Below are 24,760 nucleotides of genomic sequence, written 5' to 3'. Positions count from 1 at the left end.
GCAAAGTAACAAAAGAGGCTGGAATCCTGCAAGAGGGTTTCAGCCTTATTTTTTTGCCGTGTAAAACTTTTACCGGACAGCAATATTATGATTACTATTAATTGCGTGTGCGCTATTACTTGCCTAGAACAACAAAAAAACAGAAACATTGGCAAAGAGATAACCAATGTTTCTGTTCAAAAAATTCAGATAAGTCTAAAAGATGAGTAGAACACTAGGAACTTCGCTTAACGAGTCAGCACCTTAAAAGACGCAGTGCTTCCATCCTTGCGGACAGCCGTAATAATCATGGCCGGATGTCCGCTATAAACAAAAGGGACGGTAACACAAGACTCTCCCGTCAGATTTTGTGTATAAACAAGACGACCACTCAAATCGTGAACTTCAAGGCTTCTTACGTTCTCTGCAGGAGAAAGGGTTAATCCCTCTACACCTACACGAAGTTGAAGATTACCCTGAACCTGAGGGGTTTGTACCGCTGTCAGTTTATCTATTTCACTCAACTGTGTTGTAATCTCATAAATTTGAGGAGCAACGCCTGTCCAGCGGAAACGAACACCAGTAGCTTCAGGAACAGCTGTCAAATCAACAACGCTAACATAGGATGAAGAAAGAGTTCCTAAAGATTGCCAAGACTGAAAGTCTTTGGTTACTTCAACATCTACATTTGCACCCGTTGCTTTCTGATAAACTGTCAAAGACTTTGGAGTACGCAAGGCATCGAGACGAATAACGATTTCTTGAGCTGCAGTAGCCTTTGTTGCACCTTCACCATCAGTAAGTTGTAAAACCTCAGATCCGTCGGCTGTCACACGAGGCAAGAATTTCTCGAGGTAGGACTGACGATTCACTACTATATCGTAGAGACGTAACCATTTTGAGGTGTTAGGATTAGTAACATTCAAACGAACGAAACGTGCCTTTTGATGGCCGCCTTCAAAATCGCAATAGGAAACATCATTATTCAGCTTCGTTACTTGCGGTAAATTGATACGGAAGGTAGTCTGATTCGTACCCTTTACCTTCAAAGAAGTCCAAGAAGTACCATTTTCTGAAATCTGCACCAAAGCTCCATTAGGATAGTCGCCATTTGTTGTTCCCATATAGAGGCGAATATCATCAATCGGAGTTGTTTCTGTAAGTTCCATTTGATAAATATCCCCAGTCTGCTGATTACGTCTAATACACGTAAAAGTGGCAGGATTACCGTCTATAAAAAGATTAGCAGTATGATTGTCATAAATATCTGCTGCTGGAATCGTACTCCCTTTCACCTTTGTCAGAGTAGGAAATTGGAAATTCAGACGTGCTTTTTGTAAGCGCACAGACCGAGTAGCAGCATTATTATTCTGAATGATCAAGTAACGCATAAAACTTTCAGGAGCAGTAGATGACTTTAAACGAGTCCATTTCTTACCATCAGCACTGTATTGTACCCAAAAGTTGTTGAGCAGAGTATCTGCCGCCACCAAAGATGCCAAGCGTGTAGCATTAGGGAACTCAACACCAACATATTGTCCCTTTTCTAAAGTAATGGGCTGAGGCGTATTAATATATCCACTCTGTGTTGCTTCTGACCAAACGACACGAACAAAAGCTCCTTCTTTGTTTGAAATGGGGGAAGGCTTTGACAATTGCTCTGTCTTCTTGAAGAAGCCGTCAAGAGCATGAGCTTTGAGGTATTCAATGAAGGGTTTCAGATATTGCTCAGAAAGTTTAGCTATTGAAGTTGACACACTAATACCACTTCCCATTCCTTCTAAAGCATAAACTTTATAGGAATTTGCAGAATTAAGAGTATCTGCTGCTGAAAGTGTTTCTACATAACGTTGCCACTTAGCCTCATCCGTATTTTCTAAAGCCGCAACGTCAAGGAACTGTGCCGTAGCTGTGGCCATATCACGAAGCTTAAAAATCCAGGGATGGATATCTCGATAGAAAAGTCGATCAGATTCAGAAGTTGAAGAAGCTAAAGTCTCCAACACCTTGCATGAATCCGCAATTCTCTGCATTTCTGCACGAAGTTCTGTAGGATTATGGCTAGCTTTATACGCCGTAATCTTATTGTTCAAAGTTGCCGCATCATTCCACCGCAGATAAGGAGCAATACTGCGGAAGGCTGCTGCCTTGCTTCCTAACACAGAATTAACAGCAGCTTGCCAACTGTTCTGATTGTTAAAAGAAGCTGTGTGCCAAGCATAGTCAGCTACACTAAAGACTGGGATTTTAGCAATTTCACCTTGCTGCATCGGATTGCTAACAATAGAAATACCACCATTTAGACTTGCAGGCAGTGTGGAATTATTACCAACAGCAGGCATATCCACGAAGTTGGAATACATATCGCTAGCAAAAATCTGGCTATCTGCATTGTCGTTGCAAGGATAGTTCCACCACCAGCCGACATTGCGCCCTAGCGGAGTTGCAGTAACACTCAAATCTCTACTATTAGGCACGCTCCAAACCCCCCAGCCTGTTGTGTAGATAGTAATCTTTGAAGGAGTGCTGCCCAAAGCATTGAAGAATTTTGTAAACTGCTCTTCGCTACTTGCAAAATTACGGCAATAGATTTGAGGAACAAAATGAAGCGGCTTAACAGTATCAGCAGCTGCTGCACCTGCAACATTGTATTTTGAATCCATTGCTTTCTGCAATTGCGTCAAGCGATCAGCATTTAGTTTGTATCCGACATCATCTGAAGGTATACCTACATCGTCAACAAAAACGCCAAACTGACGGACACCCAAATCATACATTTTGGCAAATTTCCCCATAATGTCATTGATTACAGTATTGCTGCCCAAAAATTTATTACCGGGATGAATTGCCCAAATAAAGTTGACTTTTGTTGCATGGGATTCTGCAGTCACTTCACGAAGCATAGCCTGTGATAACCAGCCATTTGTTTCTTGCTGTGCAGTAACAGAGGTTGGATATGTATCCATCCATTTCTCAGAATGATAAGGATCACTCTTGGCACCATAAAGGTATGTATTCATCTTATAGCGCATCATAAAGCGCATTAAGTCCTTTTTTACACTTACTGAATAGGGATAGCCATAATATCCTTCTACGATGCCACGATTTTTGATATCTGCATAATCGTAAATAGTAATACAGGGCATATCTGTATGACCACCATCCAACATCTGCTCCAACGACGCCAAACCATAGAAGGTCGCATCTGTATTCTCACCTAAAATAACGAGACGTGCTACTCCGCCGTCATTCGTAAGGCTTACAACATGACGATCATAACGGCCATTCGTGAAGAGACTACGATCTAACCCTAACGTAGACACGCGGTTATCAGCAGCTTGACCAGAATGATTTACTCCTAACCATATTGCAGCTACGCCTGTCCTTGATTGATTTGTAAAGTTTGCTATCAGGCCATGCTCTTGGAGTACTTCTTTCACTCGATTACGTGTAGCCTCATCAATACCACTTTCTGCAATAATGTCTACGGTCGATGTGAAGGATGTTGTTCCTGTTCCACTAACTTCCTTCTGCGGAATTGGATAAATCGTATATCTGCCATCTGCATAGACAAAGCAGCTACTTGCAAGCATGGCAGCAACGAATAATGATTTAAGTTTCATATTTTGATGGTTTAGGTTTGTTTGCTATAACACAAAACATGAATCAGCACTACACAGTGGTAGTCTGATTCACGCTATTAAAACATTTATTTACGAAGAGCTTGAAGAGTCTCCTCAAGAGCTTTTATCTTTGCTTCAGAATCTGACTTTTTCTTCTGCTCAAGCGCCACAACTGCAGCAGGTGCATGAGCTACAAATCGATCATTAGATAGTTTCTTTTCAACAGAAGCTAAGAAGCTACGGAGATGTTCCAAATCAGCTTCAGCTTTCGCAATCTCTGCATCCTTGTCCACAAGATCACCAAGAAGTACGTCATATTCAGAAGTTCCAACCATAAAGCTAGAAGCACCCTCACCCTTCTCTTCAACAACAGCAATAGCAGAAAGATTTGCCATCTTCATTACAATTCCATCTAGTTCGGGAATAGGATTAGCCTTGAGCACCTCAAGCGGCAATACTTCTTTTTTGGCAATATTGCGTGCATTGCGAACAGCACGTACACCCTGAACAATACCTTTCACTATAGAAATCCCATGAAGGATTTCTGCATCATCTGCTTGCGGAGCTGGTATAGTTTGGGGATCTATCATCAAGCTTTCTCCATCCTTACGCGGTGCAAGATGCTGCCAAAGCTCTTCCGTGATGAAAGGCATAAAAGGATGCAACAAGTGAAGCAAATCGTTGAAATAACTCTTAACTTGGCACAGCGTAGAAGCGTCAATCGGTGCTCCATAAGCAGGCTTAATCATTTCTAAAAGCCAACCAGAGAACTCATCTGTCAACAAACGATAAACCTCCATTAGAGCTTCACTCAAACGATACTTTGAAAAAAGATCTTTAATAGTTTCTGCGCTACTTCGAAGCTGTGCCCCAAACCATTCTAGAGCTTGGGTATTGGTCTGAGACTGTTCTGTATCAGCCACTTTCCATCCTTCGATCAAACGATAGCAGTTCCAAATCTTATTACAGAAATTGCGACCTTGTTCACACAGAGCATCATCGTAAAGAATGTCGTTGCCCGCAGGCGCAGCCAACATAAGCCCCATACGAACGCCATCGGCACCAAACTTATCTATCAAATCAAGAGGATCTGGACTATTTCCCAGCGACTTAGACATCTTGCGGCCTAACTTATCACGAACAATACCCGTGAAGTAAACGTGTTTAAACGGCATCTTACTCGTGAATTCATAGCCAGCCATAATCATGCGGGCAACCCAAAAGAAGATGATATCGGGACCTGTAACCAAATCACTTGTAGGATAGTAATAGTTAAATTCTTCATTATCTGGGTGAGAAATACCCTTGAATAAAGAAATCGGCCACAGCCAACTTGAGAACCAAGTATCGAGAGCGTCTTCATCTTGGCGCAAATCTGTTTCCGAAAGATTCGGGTCATTACTTTGCTGGCGAGCTAACGCCAAAGCTTCTTCAATAGTTTCAGCTACGACAAAAGTATTATCTGGCAAATAATAAGCAGGAATACGATGTCCCCACCAAAGTTGGCGACTGATACACCAATCTTTTATATTCTCCAACCAATGACGATAGGTATTTTTATATTTTGTGGGATAAAATTTAATTTCATCACTCATAACTGGCGGTAAAGCCAAATCAGCAAAATGTTGCATCTTCAAGAACCACTGCGTAGAAAGTTTTGGTTCTATAGGAACATTCGTACGTTCAGAGAAGCCTACATTGTTAGTATAGTCCTCAACTTTTTCCATCAAGTTAGCTACTTCAAGATCTTTTTCTATTTTTTTACGAACCTCAAAGCGATCTTCTCCCACATAAAGACCTGCAGCCTCAGAGATACTACCATTATCGTTGAAAATATCGATAGTATCTAAGTGGTGCTTTAAACCGAGCGCATGGTCATTAATGTCATGAGCAGGAGTTACTTTCAAACATCCTGTTCCGAATTCCACATCTACATATTCGTCCTCAATAACAGGAATCACACGATTCACTAAAGGCACACGAACTTTCTTTCCACTCAACCAACGATTCTTTGGATCCTTAGGATTAATACACATTGCTGTATCACCCATAATCGTTTCTGGACGCGTTGTTGCTACAACTGCATACCTATGTCCTTCTTCATCTGTATGAACCACACAACCTTCAGGAACTGGCGTAGACATATCATCATCTACTACATAGTAGCGGAGGTAATAAAGTTTTGATTTCTCTTCTTTGTAGACTACCTCCTCATCAGAAAGAGCTGTTAAAGCTTTAGGATCCCAATTAACCATGCGAACACCACGATAAATAAGCCCCTTACGATAAAGCTCTACAAAAACATGGATTACACTCTTAGAACGTTCTTCATCCATTGTGAATGCAGTGCGATCCCAATCGCAACTAGCACCAACACGGCGCAACTGCCGAAGAATGATACCACCATGTTCATCGGTCCATGCCCAAGCATGCTTTAAAAACTCTTCACGAGTTAAGTCTGCCTTGTTAATGCCTTGCTCAGCCAGTCTATTAACGACTTTTGCTTCTGTAGCGATAGAAGCATGATCTGTACCTGGGACCCAACAAGCATTCTTGCCTTCCATTCGAGCACGACGCACAAGAATATCCTGAATTGTTTCATTCAGCATATGTCCCATATGCAGCACACCTGTCACATTGGGAGGAGGAATAACAACAGTATATGGTTCTCGTCCATCAGGCTTAGAACTAAATAGTTTATGGTCTGTCCAATATTGATACCACTTATCCTCCACGTCTGCTGGAGTATACTTAGGCGCTAATTCCATTCTTTAAAATTTTGTAGATTTAGTTTATTCGGCAAAGATAGCTCTTGCATTGCAAAAAACAAAAGATTCGCAGGCTTTTGATGCCCATGCTTAACCATTTACTTGCGTGAACTTTGCAAATTTTAATAGAAGATTTTTCTCTCCGACATTTTCAAATTTAACTTTTGCGCGAGCATTACTACCTTCTCCAGATATTTCAATGATCTCACCTCGACCAAAACGCTCATGTTCTATACAGGAACCAACCTTTACATTAAAAATTGATGATTCTGAATAGTTATGGGATGAAGCATTTTCGATGTGAGAATATCTTGACGCAGGATTTATCGTAGGAGAAGGAATACTTGCTACTTGAGGCCTACTATTCACGCGAGGAACACAGGTAATGTCTTCACCATCATACAATAAATACTGAGAATCAATATCGCACAAAAAAGGAGATGGATTACAAATTTCCGCCGCCCCATATCGATAGCGAGATTTAGCATAAGAAAGAAAACAACGAGTTTTAGCACGCGTCACTGCCACATAGAAAAGCCTGCGCTCTTCTTCCATTTCTTTCGGATAGAAGCGAGCATTCGGGTTTGGAAAAAGATTGTCTTCCATTCCCGTAACAAAAACTGTATCAAACTCTAAGCCTTTGGCAGCATGAACTGTCATGAGTGCTACTGCAGGACCTCCATCAGCTACAGTATCTTGAGAAGAACTTAAAGAGGCTTGCATCAAATAATCACCAAGACCTACGTGCTCATTACCAAAGGTTTCCAATTGCTCTTGCGAGAACTCTTTTATAGCATTCAGCAGGCCATCCACATTTTCCACCCTACTCAATGCTTCTGGAGTTTTCTCAGAGTGTAATTCTTCAGCAATTCCTGAACGCTTTATAACTTCTGAAGCTAAATCGTAAGCTCCTATTGTGGATAAGGATTCCTGCAAATCTTCAATGAGAGATACAAAGGCTAGAATTTTGTTCTGTGTTGAGGTTGAAATCTTCACCTCATAATCTTGAGGGGTTTTGAGAACCTGCCATAAACCGACTTGGAACTGAGCTGCAGCATAACGTAATTTAGCTAAGGTCGTTGCCCCTATTCCTCTCGTGGGATAGTTGATAATACGTGCCAAAGCTTCCTCATCCTGCGAGTTACAAATCACACGAAAATAAGCCAAGACATCTTTTATTTCCTTATGCTGATAGAAAGACATGCCTCCATATATTTTATAAGGAATATTCATCTGATTCAGAGCACTTTCAAAAGGTCTACTTTGAGCGTTGGTTCTATACAGAATCGCTATATCTGAATACTCTATATCATAGAGGGAACGTAGGCGAAGAATCTCTTTTAACACCTTCATACTTTCATCTTGGTCACTATACGAAGACATCACACGAATACGCTCTCCCTCTGACAGGTTACTGAAGACATTCTTCTGTATACGGTCTTTATTGTGAGATATAATTGAATTTGCAGCATTAACAATAGTCTGAGTCGAACGATAGTTTTGCTCCAGCTTAATGAGACGAGCCTTAGAATAATGCTTTTGAAAACTTAATATATTTCCAATATCAGCCCCTCGAAAAGCATAAATACTTTGAGCGTCATCACCAACTACACATAGACGAGAATTTTCAGAAGGAGCCAGCAATAGCAAGATACGCGACTGAAGATAATTAGTGTCTTGAAACTCATCAACAAGAATATATCTGAAAAGACGCTGATACTTCGCACAAATATCTTCGTGATCACGCAACAAAAGGTATGTAAAAAGCAGCAGATCGTCGAAATCCAAAGCATTTGTATTACGACAGCGCTGATAATATGCAGAATAAATTCGGTGAAGTTCAGGCATATTATCACGGGCATCGCGCTTCAGAAGATCTTGACTCTGCGCGTAATCTGAAGGTAAGATAATCTTATTTTTTGCAAAGGAAATTCTACTATTCACAGTAGCAAGATTGTACGCTTTATCATCTAAACCAAATTCCTTAATAATGGATTTTATCAATTTACGAGAGTCTTCTTGATCGTAAATAGTGAAAGTAGAAGTAAAACCCAGAGCTGCATGCTCGATTCGCAAAATACGAGAAAACACACTATGAAATGTGCCACACCACATCAAACGATCTGAATTATTAGGTAACAAATCTCTCACACGATTCGTCAATTCCTTTGCTGCTTTGTTTGTAAAAGTCAGAGCTAAAATCTCATAAGGGGCATACCCATGCTCCAACAAATAGGCTACCTTGTATGTCAGCACACGAGTTTTCCCCGAACCTGCTCCAGCTATAACGAGAGATGGACCATCACTATACGTTACAGCTTCTAATTGTCTACTATTCAATGATTTTGAAAAAGTTTCTTCCATAAAGAATCAATGTCTTTTGGTTCGAGTTTTGTCGTACTCTAACTTACGCATATAAAATTTCTTTTGCATAACGACATCTTCCAACTCTCTACGCAAAGAGTCTACATTCGCTACTTTCTTACTTTCAACATCCATCAGCATAAGTTCAGAACTAGAGCGAGCCAAATGAATACTATCAAGCAAAAGAATAGCTTCTTCTCGCGCTGTCAAGGCCAGCGGATAGTTCTTGCGTAATTTCTCAATCATTTTTTCTGCTTCATCATACTTTTTAGCCGTGAGTTGTGCTCGAGATTTATTCAACAATGTTTGACCTTGCGCCTCGTCTGATTGTCTAACGCTAGACCACCTATTGCTCGGCTTACAAGAATACAACAAGAAGAAACTTAAAAATAAGATAAAGGAGAAGTACCGCATTTTGAATCTTTTAATTGCAAAAATAACAATAAAATTAGTAATTTCGCATCTAAAAAATAAAATAAATGAGGAATCTCCAACAGGTAGATATTATAGATATTCTACATAAAGATCATATATTCGAGAAACTTTCACAAACTGCCGACAAGCTACAAATCGAAACTTATCTTGTCGGAGGGTATGTGCGCGATCTCTTCCTCAACCGTCCGACTAATGATATTGATGTGGTTGTTGTCGGATCAGGAATTGAGTTTGCAAAAAGTTTTACTGACACATTAGGAAAAGGAGCCCATCTTTCTATATTTCGCAACTTTGGAACAGCGCAAGTCAAGTGGCATCACTACGAAATAGAATTTGTGGGAGCACGTAAAGAAAGCTACTCACATGATAGCAGAAAGCCTATTGTGGAAGACGGCACACTTGAAGACGATCAGAATAGGCGCGATTTCACGATCAACGCTCTTGCTGTATGTCTGAACCCTTTGAATTTTGGAAAACTTATCGACCCTTTTGACGGAATACAAGACTTGCAAGATGGCATCATTCGCACACCTTTGGATCCGAACATCACATTTAGCGATGATCCTTTACGCATGCTACGTTGCATACGCTTTGCTACACAGCTTAATTTTCGCATTTATGACAAAACCTTTGAAGCGCTCACTCAAAACAAAGAGCGAATCAAAATTATCAGCTCAGAAAGAATCATTGATGAATTAAACAAGATAATGCTCTCTCCACGCCCCTCCATTGGATTTGTTGAACTTCACAGGTGTGGACTACTCGAAATCATTCTTCCAGAAGTTGCTAAACTCGACATTGTTGAAACACGAAATGGTAAAAGTCATAAAAACAATTTTTATCATTCGCTCGAAGTACTTGATAACGCCTCAAAAAAAACGAACAATCTATGGCTACGTTGGGCCGCCCTACTCCACGATATAGGCAAACCTAAAAGCAAGCAATGGGACCCTTCAATCGGGTGGACTTTTCATAACCACAATTTCTTGGGAGAAAAAATGCTACGTCCATTGTTTCGCAGGCTAAAACTACCGCTTGATGAGAGATTGAAGTATGTTAGCAAACTCGTTGGGCTTCATATGCGCCCAATTGTTATGTCTGATGACATAGTAACAGACAGTGCAGTTCGACGCCTTCTCTTTGAAGCAGGCAAAGATATTGATGATTTGATGCTTTTATGCGAAGCTGACATTACTAGCAAAAACGAGCAACGAAAACGCAACTTTCTGCAAAATTTCCAATTGGTACGTCAAAAACTAATCGACATAGAAGAAAAGGATCGCATTAGAAATTTCCAACCACCTGTTACTGGCAACGAAATTATGGAACTCTTCAATCTTGGCCCGTGCCAAGAAATTGGAAGGTTGAAAAGCTCACTCAAAGATGCTATCCTTGATGGAGTAATCCCTAACGAACATGATGCTGCTCTAGAATACATATTAAAGAAAGCTGCCGAAATGGGACTACAAAGAACTAAATAACAGCATAGGAAGAACTCATTCTGCAGTTTATCTCAAAAAATAGGCTGAAGCTTAATCTTGAGCTTCAGCCTATTTCAATAAAAAGGACTCCATCACTAGAATTTTCTTCTCGGTTATACAACTTGAGCATAAAAATCCTTATTGTATCAGCTGACATAATAAGCCTGTCGGCAGACATCTTTATTGTTGCCCAAAATACAATAAGGATATGTGTCCAAAGAAACGAAGTGAGAAGTTTCTACAGAGCTTACTCAGATATATAAGTATCTGCTCTCATAACAACATTTTTTACAATAGAATAAAGGAAAAAGGCCTATGAAAATCATAGACCTTTTGGAGATTCTTTACGAATGTCAAAAAGATATGTTATTTTAGCTTGGATTGTTCCATTATTTGAACGAGAGAAGACGTCTTTCTTGGAATTACCAAATAAATCACTTAAACCGTAATAGTAGCGCCCCTCTAAGATAAAATGACCAGCTTTCGTGTTTAGCTCTATACCTGCTCCTGCTGCTATCCCGTAATCAAATTTCTTACTAACGCTCATTGAATATTGTGCAAACATGCCATTAGGTCGGTCAGGATGACCTGCGCTATCAAATGTCCAAGTGGAACTTTGCTTACTCTTCTCGCTAAATAAATATCCGATCTGGGGGCCCACAACAAAGAAGCCCATCAATCCCTCTGATTCTTTTCCCCATCCCAATCGTGCCAAGAAAGGTATTTCAAAATAGTTGAGATGTCGCTGATATGTGTCGGGTAAGGGTTTTATATTGGAGTTCAATATGTTTTCATTCCAACCTAATTGTGCATAATTCAGTTCAAATTGTAAGGCGCAATAAGTTTTGAAATAACGCTCACTCATGATTCGCACCGTCAATCCAAAAGTTGGTCCCACGTGCCAGTTTTGCTTAATAGAAGGAGTGAAGGATACTTTGTTCATAAGTACACCTGCATTCACACCAACAGATATTGCACGCCTAGATTCTCCAATTTGGGCGAATGTGTCTAAAGCGGGGATAACAACAAGAAGAAATAACAGAAAGCGCTTCATTATAAACTATTTTGCAGTAATTTTATCAATTGTTCTATTGGGCTTGTAGTGGATGAGAAACATACTTTGGTTGATATAGCCGCCATCTTCTTCGGTGCGGCCAAAGCGAAGATTACTCTGCAATAAACCTTTCTCTGTTCCTTGCACATTATACTTCTCACCATATTTGAGTATACCCTGTAACATCTGAAGCCCAGTGTCATACCCCAATAAGCCCATTCTTGGAATAACATCTAAGGGCTGCTTCTTAAACCACGCTTGATAGTCGGCATTAAACTGCCTGACATCAGCAAAAGATGGCTCATAATAGGAAGGGGTGAAGATGTAAGTATCGTTGAGGAATAATTCTCCTTCATACCTATCTGATTGGTTCAACCATGAGGAATAGCCTATTAAAGATAATTCGGTCTTAGGCATTGCTTGACGTACTTCGCTGAGTTTTGAGAACACATTCTGCAAAGCGGAGACATCTGAAGCATCAGGGACCACAATTATATGCCTCTTATTGTTGAGTGCCGTTTTCAACTGAGCAATCGTTGCATCTTCATTAGCATCTACCACGGTAGCACCTTGCACCAGTAGACGCTGACGAAGATATTGAGTAAAATCCGGTTGATCTGCTTTGTTTGTATGTAAGAAAAGAACGGATTTTCCTTTAAAAGTTTTCAAGAAAAGGTCGGCTGCTAGTATTTTCTCATATTCTGCAGGGGTGTTAAGAAGATACACGTAGCGATTGACATTCACCTGCTTTGCCTTAGATGAGAAAGGAACTATCATTCTTATTCCATTACTCCGACAAAAACTGGAAACTTCATCGAAATGAGAAGGATAGACTGGACCTATTAAGAACTGAACTCTGTTGTTCTTTACTTTACTCAGAATATCTGTAAGATTAGTGGAAGAGGAAAGCTCATTATAGGTATATACATTTATATTGCTTCCATTCTCTCGAACTTTATCAGCAGCCATAAGAAAGCCGCGATAGAATTCTACGCTTCTCTCTCCTTCTATTCCCGTAGCAGTGAGTGGAAGAAGAATTGCTGCACTCACACTGTTCTGAGCAAGACTTTTGGATTGTTGCTTCTGTGCTGGGACAATCTGAGGAATTCGTAATACCAAACCTTTTTTAAGTTTGAAGTTTGCTTCTTTCATCTGCGGATTACTTTCCATCAAACTATCAACAGAGATTCCATACATTCTAGCAATCCCCCATATAGTTTCTTCCTTCTGTACTTTATGAGTGGCATAGCGAGAATACTCTTTCTGCGACATAGCAGAAGGAGCTGTTCCTGTGCTAGGAATCTTAATTAGCAGACCTTCTTGAAGAGTTTCAGCTGTAAGCCCCGGATTCTGAGCCACAATTTGTTCAACTGTAACGCCATAGTTTTTTGATAGCCTATACAACGTTTCTCCTTTAACAACCGTATGCTCTACAACTCTTGTTTGTGCCACAACAACACTTATACACAAAACAAAGAAAACAGATGCTAGTAAAAAACTTCTTAACTTCATAACTTCTTCTTAATTATATCTGCAAAAATACATATTTTTGATGGAGTATTTGGCTCCTATCATAAGATTTACGTATATTCGCTTGTGCAAAAAGCATTGATTTATGAAGATATATTTTTTAGAAGCGGCTATAACATGGCTTTTCTGCACGCAAAGCATTTCTGCGCAACGACAGGATGCTAACCGCCTTTTTTTTGATGCAAAATATACAGAAGCTGCAACACTGCTACAACAACAAATCAAGAAAGCTCGAAAACAAAACCAATCAACAACAATACTTGAGGCAGCTTTGCAGCGAGCACGCATCGGAGAAAATATGATTCTCCACGCAGACACCGTGGTTTATTCCGATACCATTGTGATAGATAGAACACAACTATTCTCTGCTCTTGAACTCTCAAACGACATTGGAACATTGCTCCCTGCAGTTCAACTTTTTCCTGAATATGCTGCTCGCCTCGGAAATAGTGCCTATATTAATGGTTGGGGCGATATAGCTTACTTTTCAATGGCAGACAGTTCTGGCCTACACAATCTCTATCGCAGTTTGAAGATAAATGATAAATGGACATCTCCTCAACCTCTACCTGGGTTGCAGACAACAGACAAAGATCGCGACTTTCCTTTCATGTCGACAGATGGTACAACATTGTATTTTGCTGAACAGGGAGCCACATCTTTGGGGGGATTTGACTTATTCATAACTCGATACGATTTTGATTCTCATAAATTTTTAAAACCCGAACAACTCAGAATACCTTACAATTCACCATATAACGATTTACTTTATATAAAAAGGAAAGACGGAAGTATACTACTTGTAACTGACCGTAATCAGCCTGCTGATAAATTACAAATTCTCACATTGAAAAAAATAAATAAACCTCAAACTACATTTATCTATAATGGAAAAGAAAATCTTTGAAGAATCCGAACTGATTATTAATTCTGATGGGAGCGTTTTTCACCTCCATCTTCTTCCTGAACAATTAGCAGACAATGTTATCCTAGTAGGTGATCCAGGTCGCGTACCTTTAGTTGCTGCAAATTTCGAATCTATCGAATGCGATATACAAAATCGTGAATTCCGCACTATCACAGGTATGTTTCAAGGAAAACGTATAAGTTGCGTTAGTACAGGTATTGGCTGCGACAATATTGATATTGTACTGAACGAATTAGACGCTTGTGCGAATATAGACTTCAAAACACGTCAGTTATGTCCTACACAGCGCCAGCTTACAATAGTACGTATTGGAACATGCGGTGGTCTACAACCATATACACCAGAAGGAACATATATTGCTTCAGCAAAAAGCCTTGGTTTTGATGGTCTTCTTAACTTCTATGCTGGACGCAATGAAGTGTGTGATTTAGAGTTTGAAGAAGCCTTCCTTCAACACATGAAATGGACTGGTTCAACGTGTATTGCTCACCCCTATGCCATTGATGCTGATACTGAACTGATCGAACGTATAGCAAAAGACGATATGGTCCGTGGGGTAACTATTGCTTGCGGTGGCTTCTTTGGTCCCCAAGGACGTGAACTTCGCTTGCCATTGGCTGATCCTAATCAAAACCAGAAAATCATGGATTTTAAGCACAACGAATGGCGCATTACTAATTTCGAAATGGAATCTTCTGCAGTAGCAGGCTTGGCCAAACTCATGGGACATCGAGCAATGACATGCTGCATGGTCATCGCAAACCGTGTGAGTCACAAGGCTACGCCAAACTACAAGAATAATATCGAAAACCTCATTCGACTTGTACTTGAACGCATTTGACAAAATATTAAAAAAGAAAGAGAGCTTGCAGACTTTTTTCGCACACGTAACTTATTAGTCTACAAGCCATTTCCTCTTTTAATACTCAAATTATGTTGTATAACATAGATTTAGAATTTGCTAATTCGGTACGAATCCTTTATCTTTGCTCACAGTTATCCTGAAACAATCTTTTTACCTTAAGAAATTCTAATTACCTATCGAAACACAAAAGGCGGCAGATCGTGAGATTTACCGTCTTTTATTTTATTATAACACAAGAAATCCCATCAATTAAAGATAGTTTAGAGAAGATATATTATTTATGCAAAGAAATCTTTCGTCTTTTATTGCAAGATAATCCTTGCTATCTTGACAATAAATAATATATTTCTCTTCCATAAAAAAAACATTTTAGAGGGAGAGAAATATCATAGATTATTGCTATAAGAGGAAAAGAACGTGAGACGTCGTAAATCTATCCTAAGATGACGCATTGGGAGTTTTTTTAATGGAAACTGAGATCATAAAGAATATTATCATTACTCTCTAAATGTTTACTTCATCAGAAAAAGAATAATTATAAAATAAAAGAGTTGAAGTTTATAACTTCAACTCTTTTTGCGGTGCGTACGGGACTCGAACCCGTGACCTCCTGCGTGACAGGCAGGCATTCTAACCAGCTGAACTAACGCACCGAAAAACTCGTGGGCAAAGATGGATTCGAACCACCGAAGGCGTAAGCCAGCAGATTTACAGTCTGCCCCATTTGGCCACTCTGGTATTTGCCCATGCACTTCATTTCTGATTTGCGAGTGCAAAGGTAGTAATCTTTCACAACACTACCAAATGAATCTGCATTTTTCTTCAATTATTTTTGCAACTGCCAATCGAAGTCTACCATCTTTATAGCTGTAATGGCAAACTCTTTACCTTTATTTCCAAGCTTACCTCCTGCGCGTTCTTCTGCCTGTTCTAGAGTATTGACAGTAATAAGGCCATAGATTACTGGTATCTTACCATTGGTATTCTGACGTGCAAGTTCCTGCGTAACACCTTGACATATGTTATCAAAATGAGGGGTATCTCCCTTTATGACACAGCCAATAGCAATAATTGCATCTACCCAGCCATGTCGTGCTAACTCTGCACAGCCATGGATAAGTTCAAAGCTACCAGGAACATGCATCACCTTAATTGCTTGTTCTTGCACTCCATATTCCTTCAATGTTGACAGGGCTCCTTCAAGTAATTTGAAAGTTATATTGTTATTCCATTCTGCACAAACAATACCGAAGCGCATTTCTGAAGCATCAGGAATATTATTATCACTCAATATAAAAACAGATGAAGACATTTATATAGATATAAGATGAGTTTATAACTGAAAATTGAGAATTGAAAGCAGAGCACTAAAGTGTCTAATTTTCAATTCTCAATTATTTTAAAATATGATTTACTATACAATTTATTTGCTTACAGCTTCAATAAAAGCATCAATAGCAGGATCTGTAATTGTACCATTTGGAGCTTGCCCTGGTTGGCAATAGCGGCTATTGGGATAAGTCTCCTTAACTTGTAGAAAAACATCCTTAGCGTCAGCATTTTTCTTCTGAGCCATTAGCAACTCACCTGCTTGGATGAGATATTCAGGGCTCATAGCGGCATTAGCTGCACGATCTGCTGCTTTTTTGAAAGTCTCTACAGCTTTATCGAGTTGTCCATCATTTGCATAGCTATTAGCTAACGTTGCCAACGCTGCAGGAGTAATAGTATGGTCACCTTGGAGAGAATAAGCCTCGAGATACTTTATTGCATTCTTAACATCTGCTTTCTGAGCAGCACTGGTTTCACCTTCTGCTTTACGAGCATAAGAGATACCTGCATAGAAATTAGCAAGATTGGAAGCATTTGTAAAGTGATTGCTTGCCAATTTGATATAGCCAGGAAATTTACCATCTCCCTTCAGCGCTTTATCATAATCCTGTTGAGAGATATAAGCCATACCAAGAGTGAGCTGAGACTGTTGCTTTTCTTCTGCCGACTTTAGCCAGAAGTAACCACCTACGCACGCTGCGATAACAACTGCCAACGCTACAAGGCCAATAATCAGCTGTTTCTTGTACTTAATAACAAAGGCCTCAGACTGCGCCAAGGCATCGTTTACTTCCAATTGAGATTTTTTATTTGTCATATTTGGCGTTTTTTATTTTCATAAGAAAGCACTGCAAATTTAGCCTTTTCCAATCGATTGAAAAAATAAAATCTGTTTTTTTTATCTTGCACATTCTTTTCATTTAAGAATTGCCTAACTTTGCCTGTGCTTCCGATAAAAAGCAGTCTTTCACACGATATTAAGACTAACGTTTCTATCTTTAATCTCAAATGATTCTCAAACATCTCTCCATCATAAACTTCAAGAATCTATCTTCCGTTGAGCTTGATTTTTCCCCAAAAGTAAACTGCTTTGTAGGGGCCAATGGAATGGGAAAGACAAATGTTTTAGATGCAATCTACTACTTGTCATTTCTTAAAAGTAGTATATATACACAGGATTCCTTAAATATAAAGCACAATGAAAATTTCTTTATAATTCAAGGAGATTATGTGTCAACTAATGGAAAAACGGAAACAGTAGCTTGCAGCATGAAAGCAGGGAGTCACAAACATGTAAAAAAGAATCAGAAAGAAATACGCAGATTTTCTGAGCATATTGGTTCTATCCCGCTCATTTTGATTTCGCCTGCTGATTCGCTGTTGGTAAGCGGTAGTAGCGAAGAGCGAAGGCGTTTTATGGATATGGCCATTTCGCAATACAATTCAAGCTATTTAGAATGTCTTATACGCTACGAGAAGACGCTAAAACAAAGAAATGCAATTCTCAAGCAAGCGCAAGACGACGTACGCAATATACCCACAGATGTTATCGATGTTTTAGAGGAAATGATGTCTGAGGACGCACAAGCCATATATGAGGCGAGAATTGATTTCAACCAGAAGTTTCTACCTATCTTCCAAAACATTTACGATCAGCTATGCAACACAGACAAAGAGCAAGTGAGCATAGAATATGCTTCTCATCTCTCACGCGGCCCCCTAAAGTCACAACTTGCTGATTGTAGAAGCAAAGAGGTGTTCTTAGGGTATTCACTTCATGGTACTCACAAGGACGATTTAATCCTGTCACTAAATGGTTATCTAGTGAAGCGAGAGGGATCACAAGGACAGACTAAAACCTATTTTATTGCACTTAAATTGGCCCAGTTCATCTTTTTGAGAGAACACCTACAAGCTACAAGTCTTAACAACACCACTACACCGATCCTCCTCCTAGACGACATTTTCGACAAGTTGGATTCTGGCCGAGTGGGCAAAATCATTGACTACGCTAACGGAAGTGCTTTGGGACAAATCTTTATTACCGATACCAATCGAGAGCACTTGGACTTGATTCTTGAATCAGCCAATAGCAACTATAAGCTTTTCAAAGTCAAAGACGGAGAAATTTTTGAATGAGAAATTCAAGATAGCATCTCATGGAAAGAATAAAGGAAGAAAACTTAGGCAGTGTTGTGGCCCGTTTTCTCAAGGAAACTGGACTACAAACACAACTCAATCAATATAGACTGAAGCAGGCGTGGCCTATTATTACGGGTGAACTAGTAAAGAGTAAAACGCAAGATTTGTACATCAAGAATCAAACGCTCTATGTCAAACTTAGTTCCCCTGTTCTTCGTTCCGAACTCTCGCTACGAAAGCAGGAATTAAAAACACAATTAAATGCTTACGTACAAGCGCAAGTTATCAGTGACATTACTTTCGTATGAAAGATTTCCCACTCTCTCAAAAAAATAGCGAGTTGCAGTTAGGTTCTATCCTTACTACAACTCGCTTTATTTTCTTTCTAAACACTGGCTACATCAACGCTTCAAGATAGCAGCGACGACAGAGGCAAGACTGACACCTAAGGTGCTAAAGCCCATTATTTCTGCTAAACTAGTGGCCTTACGTCTGCTCTTGGCAGGAACGATAATTTCACATCCTGGACTAATATCTTCCTTAGAACGTACTCGGGTCACTGTTCCGTTCATATTCACAGCAAACACACGACGACTCTTTGCACGCTGACCATAGCCACCAGCTTGGTTAATATAGTGGTTAAGACCAGCCCCATTGGTATAAGCTACTGTATTGGGATACATCACTTCGCCGTTAATAGACACTGTATTATTAAACTGCGGAATAATGAGTTTGTCACCATCCTGCAGCACTACATCCCATTGACTACCTGGATTCTCCAATGCCTTATCGAGATTTATTCCCACCGTACGCGTATCTCCTAACTGCACTTTAGAAATACTTGTTGAGTCCTCACTATTCACCGTAATGATCTTTAGCATAGTTTGCAGCTTGATTTTCTCTTCCGGTGTCAACAGACGTTCTAAGCGCGCCCCCTTAGCGTAAGCATAAGCTGTCAAACCTCCAGCGTTCTTCACAAGGTCGCTCAAGCGAGAAGCTTTGCGCGATAGGGTGTACTTACCGCCAAAGGCTATTTCACCAGAAATGGTCACGTGTTGCTGCTCTACATAGCCAGGACTTCTGCGAACATAAACCTCATCGAAGGGTTCCAGTTTGAAATTGTTCTCTCCACTGATAACAAAACCATCACGAAGAGAGAAGCTATACGTCTTTGCAATGACGTTTTCACTTGACAAAGCCTTGTTGTCACGAATACGGCGTGAAACGTCTATTTTCACTAGCGAAGCTGCATCTGTCAAACCGCCCGCTTGAAGAATAAAGTCTTCCAGCGTCATATTGTCAGAAAACTCATATTCACCCGGATAAACCACCTCGCCCATAATGGTAAGCACTTGCTTCTCTTGCATATCGCGCTTTGAAGGCACATAGAGCACATCGCCATTTCTCAACGAAATATCGGCTACATCGTGATTCATAATGCCTTTCACATCAACCGACACCACTTCGTGTGTTCTATCGTCTTTCAAACGGCGCAAGATGGCGTGGTCGACAAAGGCATCCTCGCGTGTTCCTCCTGCTGTTTCCAATAGTTGTCGTACTGTAGTAATATTTCCATCCATCTGATACATACCAGGACGGAAAACAGCACCTTTCACTTCAACCATATTGGAATAGCGATCCAAAACACTATCTACACTCACCGAGTCTTCATCGGCAAGTTGAAACCTATTTCGCTCAAACTCATCAATAGAATACACGCTATACATACCGCCGGATTTACGCACCAAGCGAACATTGGCGGTATAGGCATCGCCACGGAAGCCGCCAGCATATTTGATAAGAGTACCCACACTCTCATTGTGCTTCATCTCATAGAACATAGGACGGCGTACCTTACCGGTGATATTCACCAAGGCCTCATAGGGACTCACCACGATGACATCACCCGATGCCAAACGCACATTGCCCGTCATGCGTCCATTCAGAATATAGTCGTAGATATCGCAAGTTGAAATCAAACGACCTGAACGATAAATCTTGATGTTTCTCAGCGTACCAATCTCATTGGTTCCTCCAGCCATATAGAGAGCATTAAATACGGTGGCAAAGGCCGAGAGCGTAAATGTACCAGGATTTTTCACCTCACCCATCACATTGACGGTGATTGTCTTCGTTTGTCCCACTGACAAACGAACATTGCTACTCTGATAGCGACTTCCTAACGTTCCACGAAGACGGGAATTGGCTTGCGCCACTGTTAGACCTGCCACATTCACAGGGCCAAAGCCCTCCAAGTCTATGTAACCATCGGGAGAAACAGTCGCTTGAAAACTCTTCTGAGATGCCCCCCAAACATCCACAAATACTGCATCGCCAGGCCCTAAGCGATAGTCGCTAGGCATAGCTATATTCATATCGCTTTCAAAAGTCAAATTCTTATTATTGAAGATATTGCGTCCAAACACTTGCCGGCCTTTAGGTTTCTCGTTATTGCCCATCAGCTCATCAAACATAGCTAACGAATCGGGAAGGACAAAATTGAGGTCCTCACTCATCTGGCGGCGGCGCAGTTTCACATTGTTGTCACTGAGGCTCTTCTCACTCTTTACACGATTAAACACTTCCGGTTGAGTATCAGAATCATAATCATCACGATTCTTTCCATTATTCTTACGCAAACGCGTTTGCTGCTCTTGCGACAATCCTGAAATATTACGTGCTCCAACAACATCGCCCTTCTTTTGCTTTTCGTATGCTGCTCGGATCTTACGAATGCGATCCACTGTCACACCACGCTCCATTAAGTGCGTCACAATCTGGGAGCGCGAAGCCCCCTTTGCATTCTCCGAAATAATGTATTCCATTATTTGATTGTCGGTCATAGACGACTGCGCCCACACACCAACAGGAAGCATGAGCATACATATCAATATTATCGCTGCCTTTTTCATTTGACATTATTTTCTATTTAACAACGCGAAGCTTCCCTCATTTTCTTTCAGCTACGACACCTTTCATAAGGCATCCAGCTCAGCTTCTGCCAGCTTGTAAAGTTAGCATTTCCACTTTCGGCAAACCTCATTGTAACATGTTAAACGATAGCAATTCGTTTATATTGTTTAGATAGAGCAAAGATAATAAAAAGCACTGAAGACACAGCATCTTAAAGCAACTATTTAAAGCAAAAAGCAGTTAAATGCAAGACAAGCACAGATATTCTAAAAAAAATTTTTACCTTTGCAAGCACATACATCTGGGGCAGACTGGATTTGACAGCAGGTCGAGATGAAGTGCAAGCATGCGGTGCGCCTGAAAGTGGGCACCTTAATATCGGCTTTCAAAAATTTAACTGGCGAAAACAACTACGCTCTCGCTGCCTAACCGAAGTATAGTAAGTTCGGGCTTTATCACGACACTAGGTGTTGTGACGAGACATCACTCCACAGCCGTTGTTCCGAGGCTCACGGGTCAAGTGGTGCAGACAATTCGGGAATCGTCTAGGGTAGCCTCGCACCCTCGATTAAATTTTAGAGGATAAGGTGCAGACTTAGTGGCTCTGGTCTTTATCTACACCCGAAAAACTTAAGCAGAGATAAGCATGTAGAAACCATTTTAGCTCCCTGTTTGGACGAGGGTTCAATCCCCTCCTGCTCCACAAACTCAAAAAGAAGTTATACAAGAAGTATAACTTCTTTTTTAATAACAAAAATACATAACACTTATATATAGGATAATAGAATACTACAATGCAATAAAGAAGCCAGCTGACAAAATAAGAAAAAACTCAATCAAAACAATACCAAAAACCAACACGAAAGAGTCACTTCATAGAAAAAGCTATAAATGTAAATATTTCTCACCCTCGTCTCTCACTTTTCCGTTCGCAACTTTCGTACTCTTAGACTTTTCCCTAGAGATAAAGTAGACATACAACAGTTGCTCTATACACAGAAATCAATAACCACGCAACACATATCAATGAATCACCCTACCCCCCCTTCTCGTACCCCAAAAGCGCAAAAGTAGACTATCGCAGTCAATAGTGAGAACACAACACATTGTAGTACGACACAAGAAAGCCATACACTAATAATATTTCTCTTCAAAACAAACAAAGCACCCTAAAAGAGCCCCTCAGAAGCACAGCCTAGCCCAAATTAGCACAGTTTTCTAGATTTAGGCATAAATCGCGAATTCTTTCATGCCTCTACAGGAACTTCAAATACAAACACATCTTTTCTGGACAAACATAACTTTTTGTCCAAATCCCCCAAACCAAGCCTCAACAGCCTTGACGCTCTCTTCAGATTGGAAATATCTACAGAACACACACTATAATCCGCAATATTTACCGTTTTTCAGTTTTTTCTTTGTATTTTTGGACACAAAATAAGAAGCAGAAGACATGTTCAGCTTAAGAAAAAGAAATTGGTTTGTGCCCAAAGGTCAGCAGATGACCGACTTCGACAAACGTATCCTGGAGTTGCAAAACCAAGGACACATTGTCCCTCCTCGCCATTTAGTTCTAAACGAAGAACAGATAACAGGCATCCGCCGCTCAAGCGCAATCAATACAGGCGTTCTTGATGCCGTGGCAGAGAAAATATGCACCGGAATGAGTACAGAAGAAATCGACCGCATCGTATACGAATACACCACCGCACACGGGGCCATACCCGCAGATCTCAACTACGAAGGCTACCCCAAGAGCGTATGTACGAGCATCAACGAAGTGGTATGTCACGGTATCCCCTCAGAAGATGATATTCTCGAAGAGGGCGACATCATTAATGTAGACGTTTCAACCATCAAAGACGGCTACTTTAGCGATGCCAGCAGAATGTTTATCATTGGCAAAACCACGCCAGAAAAAGAACGCCTCGTCAGAGTGACCAAAGAATGTCTCGATATTGGCGCAGCAGCAGCAAAGCCATGGGGCTTCATTGGCGATGTAGGTAAAGCCATCGGTAAGCATGCCCACAGCAACGGATATAGCGTTGTAGAGGAATTCTGTGGTCACGGCGTAGGACTCGTTTTCCACGACGAACCAGAAGTGAACCACTACGACACCCACCAAGACGGAATGCTCCTCGTGCCAGGCATGGTTTTCACCATAGAGCCGATGATTAACATGGGAGGGCGAGAAGTATTTATCGACTCCGACGATAACTGGACCGTTGTGACAGAAGACGAGCTCCCCAGCGCACAATGGGAACACACCTTCCTCATGACAGAAGATGGAGTTGAAATCTTGACTTATTAGAACGATGAACGATATATATATATTAGGAATAGAAAGCAGCTGTGACGATACGAGCGCTGCCGTTATAAAAAACGGCTACCTACTTAGCAACATCACAGCCTCGCAAGCCGTTCATAAGGCCTACGGAGGCGTAGTGCCCGAACTTGCTTCACGTGCACACCAGCAGAATATAGTGCCCGTTGTAGATCAAGCACTCAAGCAAGCAGGTATAACCAAAGAACAATTATCAGCCATCACCGTAACCCTAGGCCCTGGTCTCATGGGATCACTTCACGTTGGTGTTAGCTTTGCCAAAGGCCTTGCCACCTCCCTAGACATCCCTCTTATCGAGGCCAACCACCTGCAAGGGCACATTCTGGCACACTTCATTTTGACAGAAGGAGAGGAATTACGCGTCCCACCCTTCCCCTACCTCTGCCTAATGGTGAGTGGCGGCAACTCTCAAATAGTAAAGGTGAACGCCTACAACGACATGGAAATACTCGGACAGACCATCGACGACGCCGCAGGCGAAGCCATGGACAAATGTTCGAAAGTGATGGGCTTTGGCTATCCAGGCGGCCCCATCATCGACAAACTGGCACGTCAAGGTAATCCCAATGCCTACACCTTCGCCAAGCCCCACATAGCAGGTCTCGACTATAGCTTTAGCGGTCTGAAAACCTCTTTCCTCTATTTCCTACGCGATGAAATAAAGAGAGATCCCGACTTTGTAGAACACCACAAAGAAGACCTTGCAGCTTCATTGGAGAAAACCATCGTAGACATCCTCATGAAGAAGCTTACACAAGCCGTAAAAGAAACCGGCATCACAGAAGTAGCTCTCAGCGGAGGCGTGAGTGCCAACACAGCACTACGCGAAGCCTTCAAGACCAGGCAAGACAACAAACAATGGACCATCTACATCCCTAAGTTTGGCTATACTACCGACAACGCAGCCATGATAGCCATTACAGGCTATTACAAATACTTAGACAAAGACTTCTGTCCTATCGACAAACCAGCCTACTCACGTACAACACTATAAAACCTCAC

The 24,760-nt window shown here is 40.9% G+C and carries 16 protein-coding genes, 2 tRNA genes and 1 other RNA gene; 8 read left to right on the top strand and 11 right to left on the bottom strand.

Annotated features, from left to right (window positions below; translation table 11 throughout):
- Window positions 1-227: 227 nt before the first annotated feature.
- The 4 genes from ABLA33_RS05135 to ABLA33_RS05120 all read right to left on the bottom strand — a co-directional run bounded on the left by ABLA33_RS05135 (window position 228) and on the right by ABLA33_RS05120 (window position 9,034).
- Entirely contained in the window at window positions 228-3,602 is a 3,375-nt protein-coding gene (locus ABLA33_RS05135; RefSeq protein ID WP_347719492.1) for a beta-N-acetylglucosaminidase domain-containing protein, read from the bottom strand.
- A gap of 86 nt (window positions 3,603-3,688) precedes the next feature.
- Window positions 3,689-6,370: a valine--tRNA ligase gene (locus tag ABLA33_RS05130; RefSeq protein ID WP_347719491.1), complete on the bottom strand. Its 2,682-nt coding sequence runs from the start codon at window positions 6,368-6,370 to the stop codon at window positions 3,689-3,691.
- A gap of 90 nt (window positions 6,371-6,460) precedes the next feature.
- Window positions 6,461-8,734 (bottom strand): UvrD-helicase domain-containing protein, encoded by a 2,274-nt coding sequence (locus tag ABLA33_RS05125; RefSeq protein ID WP_311491069.1) that lies wholly within the window; start codon window positions 8,732-8,734, stop codon window positions 6,461-6,463.
- 6 nt (window positions 8,735-8,740) lie between these two features.
- Complete coding sequence (locus ABLA33_RS05120; protein WP_311491070.1) at window positions 8,741-9,034, bottom strand: hypothetical protein; 294 nt, start codon at window positions 9,032-9,034, stop codon at window positions 8,741-8,743.
- Window positions 9,035-9,213: 179 nt separating this feature from the next.
- Between ABLA33_RS05120 and ABLA33_RS05115 the strand changes: the two genes are divergently transcribed.
- Window positions 9,214-10,650, top strand: a complete 1,437-nt coding sequence (locus ABLA33_RS05115) for an HD domain-containing protein (protein ID WP_311491071.1) — start codon at window positions 9,214-9,216, stop codon at window positions 10,648-10,650.
- Between the two features lie 322 nt (window positions 10,651-10,972).
- Here ABLA33_RS05115 and ABLA33_RS05110 read toward each other — a convergent pair whose 3' ends face one another.
- Complete coding sequence (locus ABLA33_RS05110) at window positions 10,973-11,704, bottom strand: porin family protein (protein ID WP_347719490.1); 732 nt, start codon at window positions 11,702-11,704, stop codon at window positions 10,973-10,975.
- A gap of 6 nt (window positions 11,705-11,710) precedes the next feature.
- Window positions 11,711-13,156 carry a LysM peptidoglycan-binding domain-containing protein gene (locus ABLA33_RS05105; protein ID WP_347719489.1) on the bottom strand — a complete coding sequence of 482 codons (1,446 nt, stop codon included), beginning with the start codon at window positions 13,154-13,156 and terminating at the stop codon, window positions 11,711-11,713.
- Between the two features lie 163 nt (window positions 13,157-13,319).
- Here ABLA33_RS05105 and ABLA33_RS05100 point away from each other — a divergent pair, with 163 nt between their 5' ends.
- Complete coding sequence (locus ABLA33_RS05100) at window positions 13,320-14,141, top strand: hypothetical protein (RefSeq protein WP_347719488.1); 822 nt, start codon at window positions 13,320-13,322, stop codon at window positions 14,139-14,141.
- Complete coding sequence (locus ABLA33_RS05095; protein WP_311491075.1) at window positions 14,122-15,003, top strand: nucleoside phosphorylase; 882 nt, start codon at window positions 14,122-14,124, stop codon at window positions 15,001-15,003. The genes ABLA33_RS05100 and ABLA33_RS05095 overlap by 20 nt, the downstream gene beginning before the upstream one ends.
- 603 nt (window positions 15,004-15,606) lie before the next feature.
- Here the strand turns inward: ABLA33_RS05095 and ABLA33_RS05090 are convergent.
- From ABLA33_RS05090 to ABLA33_RS05075, 4 genes are all read right to left on the bottom strand, one after another.
- A tRNA-Asp gene (locus ABLA33_RS05090) sits at window positions 15,607-15,680 on the bottom strand.
- A gap of 10 nt (window positions 15,681-15,690) precedes the next feature.
- Window positions 15,691-15,773: transfer RNA gene (locus ABLA33_RS05085), tRNA-Tyr, on the bottom strand.
- An 80-nt stretch (window positions 15,774-15,853) separates the two neighbouring features.
- Entirely contained in the window at window positions 15,854-16,339 is a 486-nt protein-coding gene (gene ribH, locus ABLA33_RS05080) for a 6,7-dimethyl-8-ribityllumazine synthase (protein ID WP_347719487.1), read from the bottom strand.
- A gap of 111 nt (window positions 16,340-16,450) precedes the next feature.
- Complete coding sequence (locus ABLA33_RS05075) at window positions 16,451-17,176, bottom strand: tetratricopeptide repeat protein (RefSeq protein WP_347719486.1); 726 nt, start codon at window positions 17,174-17,176, stop codon at window positions 16,451-16,453.
- 191 nt (window positions 17,177-17,367) lie between these two features.
- Between ABLA33_RS05075 and recF the strand changes: the two genes are divergently transcribed.
- Window positions 17,368-18,498 carry a DNA replication and repair protein RecF gene (gene recF, locus ABLA33_RS05070; RefSeq protein ID WP_347719485.1) on the top strand — a complete coding sequence of 377 codons (1,131 nt, stop codon included), beginning with the start codon at window positions 17,368-17,370 and terminating at the stop codon, window positions 18,496-18,498.
- Window positions 18,499-18,518: 20 nt separating this feature from the next.
- The gene (locus ABLA33_RS05065; RefSeq protein ID WP_311491079.1) at window positions 18,519-18,809 is read left to right on the top strand and encodes a DUF721 domain-containing protein; all 291 of its coding nucleotides are present in this window, start codon (window positions 18,519-18,521) and stop codon (window positions 18,807-18,809) included.
- 93 nt (window positions 18,810-18,902) lie between these two features.
- Here the strand turns inward: ABLA33_RS05065 and ABLA33_RS05060 are convergent, their stop codons facing one another.
- On the bottom strand, window positions 18,903-21,413 hold the full coding sequence (locus tag ABLA33_RS05060) for an SLBB domain-containing protein (protein WP_347719484.1): 2,511 nt from the start codon (window positions 21,411-21,413) through the stop codon (window positions 18,903-18,905).
- 304 nt (window positions 21,414-21,717) lie between these two features.
- On the opposite strand from ABLA33_RS05060, the gene ssrA reads away from it, so the two are divergent.
- From ssrA to tsaD, 3 genes are all read left to right on the top strand, one after another.
- Window positions 21,718-22,120: a transfer-messenger RNA gene (ssrA, locus tag ABLA33_RS05055) on the top strand.
- Between the two features lie 747 nt (window positions 22,121-22,867).
- Window positions 22,868-23,725: a type I methionyl aminopeptidase gene (gene map, locus ABLA33_RS05050; protein WP_347719483.1), complete on the top strand. Its 858-nt coding sequence runs from the start codon at window positions 22,868-22,870 to the stop codon at window positions 23,723-23,725.
- 4 nt (window positions 23,726-23,729) lie between these two features.
- Window positions 23,730-24,752 carry a tRNA (adenosine(37)-N6)-threonylcarbamoyltransferase complex transferase subunit TsaD gene (tsaD, locus tag ABLA33_RS05045; RefSeq protein WP_311491101.1) on the top strand — a complete coding sequence of 341 codons (1,023 nt, stop codon included), beginning with the start codon at window positions 23,730-23,732 and terminating at the stop codon, window positions 24,750-24,752.
- Window positions 24,753-24,760 lie beyond the last annotated feature (8 nt).

The organism is uncultured Alloprevotella sp., from assembly GCF_963536905.1.
GTDB lineage: Bacteria > Bacteroidota > Bacteroidia > Bacteroidales > Bacteroidaceae > Alloprevotella.
Note: the sequence above shows the minus strand (reverse complement) of the source record. Positions and strands in the feature narration are given on the sequence as shown.